The organism is Treponema sp. R80B11-R83G3, assembly GCF_054786115.1.
The window spans coordinates 1-1,237 of record NZ_BDHF01000236.1; the positions used below are offsets into that span (position 1 = coordinate 1).

Here is a 1,237-nt window from a genome sequence, read left to right on the forward strand (position 1 = left end):
CGATGAAACTATCGAGAGGGCGAGGGCTTCAAACGAGTCTGAAGTAATCATGCCAAATAATTCCGGCTCAGGTTCTGAAGATGAGAACATTGAAATAAACATACCGGGAGTGGATACCCAAAAAGGACTCTTGCTTTACGCCGGCGAGATGGATATTTATCTGCCGCTTCTGCGTTCTTATGTTGCCAACACGCCGAATGTCCTGAATAAACTTAAGGCTGTTTCAAGAGAGACGTTGCCTGATTATGTTATTTCCGTTCACGGGTTAAAAGGAACAAGCGCCGGCATAGGGGCGCAAGAAGTGCGGGAAGCCGCATTTGAATTGGAAAATTTATCAAGGGCGGGAAATTTGGACGAAGTGCTTGCTAAAAACGATAAACTAATTAAAGACGCTGAAGTTATTGTCGAAAACGTAAAAGCATGGCTTGCGCAATACGACGCCAATAACGCTAAACCCCGCCTTAAAGCGCCTAACAAGGAAGTTCTTTCCCGTTTGCGGCTATGCTGTGAAAACTTCAATATGTCGGGCATTGATAAAGCCATGTCGGAACTTGACGAATACGATTATGATGAAGGCTCTGATTTAGTAGCGTGGTTAAAAGAAAAGATAACCATATCTGAAATAACGGAAGTGGCGGAGCGTCTCGCGCGGGAGGGGTTGGGCTGATGTCCGAGTATAAAAAAATTATTGTAGTAGACGATAATATTGAAAACCTGACCGCCATAAAAAACTCGTTAAAAGATCAATATGAAGTATTCCCATGCCCTTCGGCTGTAAATATGTTTGATCTTCTGGAACATTTTAAACCGGATTTAGTCCTGCTGGACGTGGAAATGCCGGATATAAACGGATATGAAGCCGCCGCCAAGCTGAAAAGCAATGAATTATTTCAGGATATACCCATTATATTTTTAACTTCCATGAATGACGCGGAAAGCGAAATGGCGGGATTAAACTTAGGAGCCATCGATTATATCCATAAACCGTTCGTCGCCCCGCTTCTGCTAAGGCGGATAAAAACCCATTTATCGCTGATTGATCACCAGTTGGAAGCGCAGAACGCTTCCCGCGCCAAAGGCGAATTTTTATCCCACATGAGTCATGAAATACGCACTCCGTTAAACGCCATTATGGGCATGATAAACATATCGTTAAACACTGAGGATATTAATAAAATTAAAAATTGCCTCCAGCGGGCGCATAACGCGTCAAAGCACCTTTTACAAAGGAGTTATG

At 43.3% G+C, this 1,237-nt stretch carries 2 protein-coding genes; both read left to right on the forward strand.

Annotated elements, in window-relative coordinates:
- Positions 1-667: Hpt domain-containing protein (locus ACYVRH_RS12940; RefSeq protein ID WP_461257311.1), on the forward strand; the 667-nt coding region annotated here is incomplete at its 5' end.
- On the forward strand, positions 667-1,237 hold a 571-nt coding region (locus tag ACYVRH_RS12945; protein WP_461257312.1), incomplete at its 3' end, for an ATP-binding response regulator. The genes ACYVRH_RS12940 and ACYVRH_RS12945, both read left to right, overlap by 1 nt.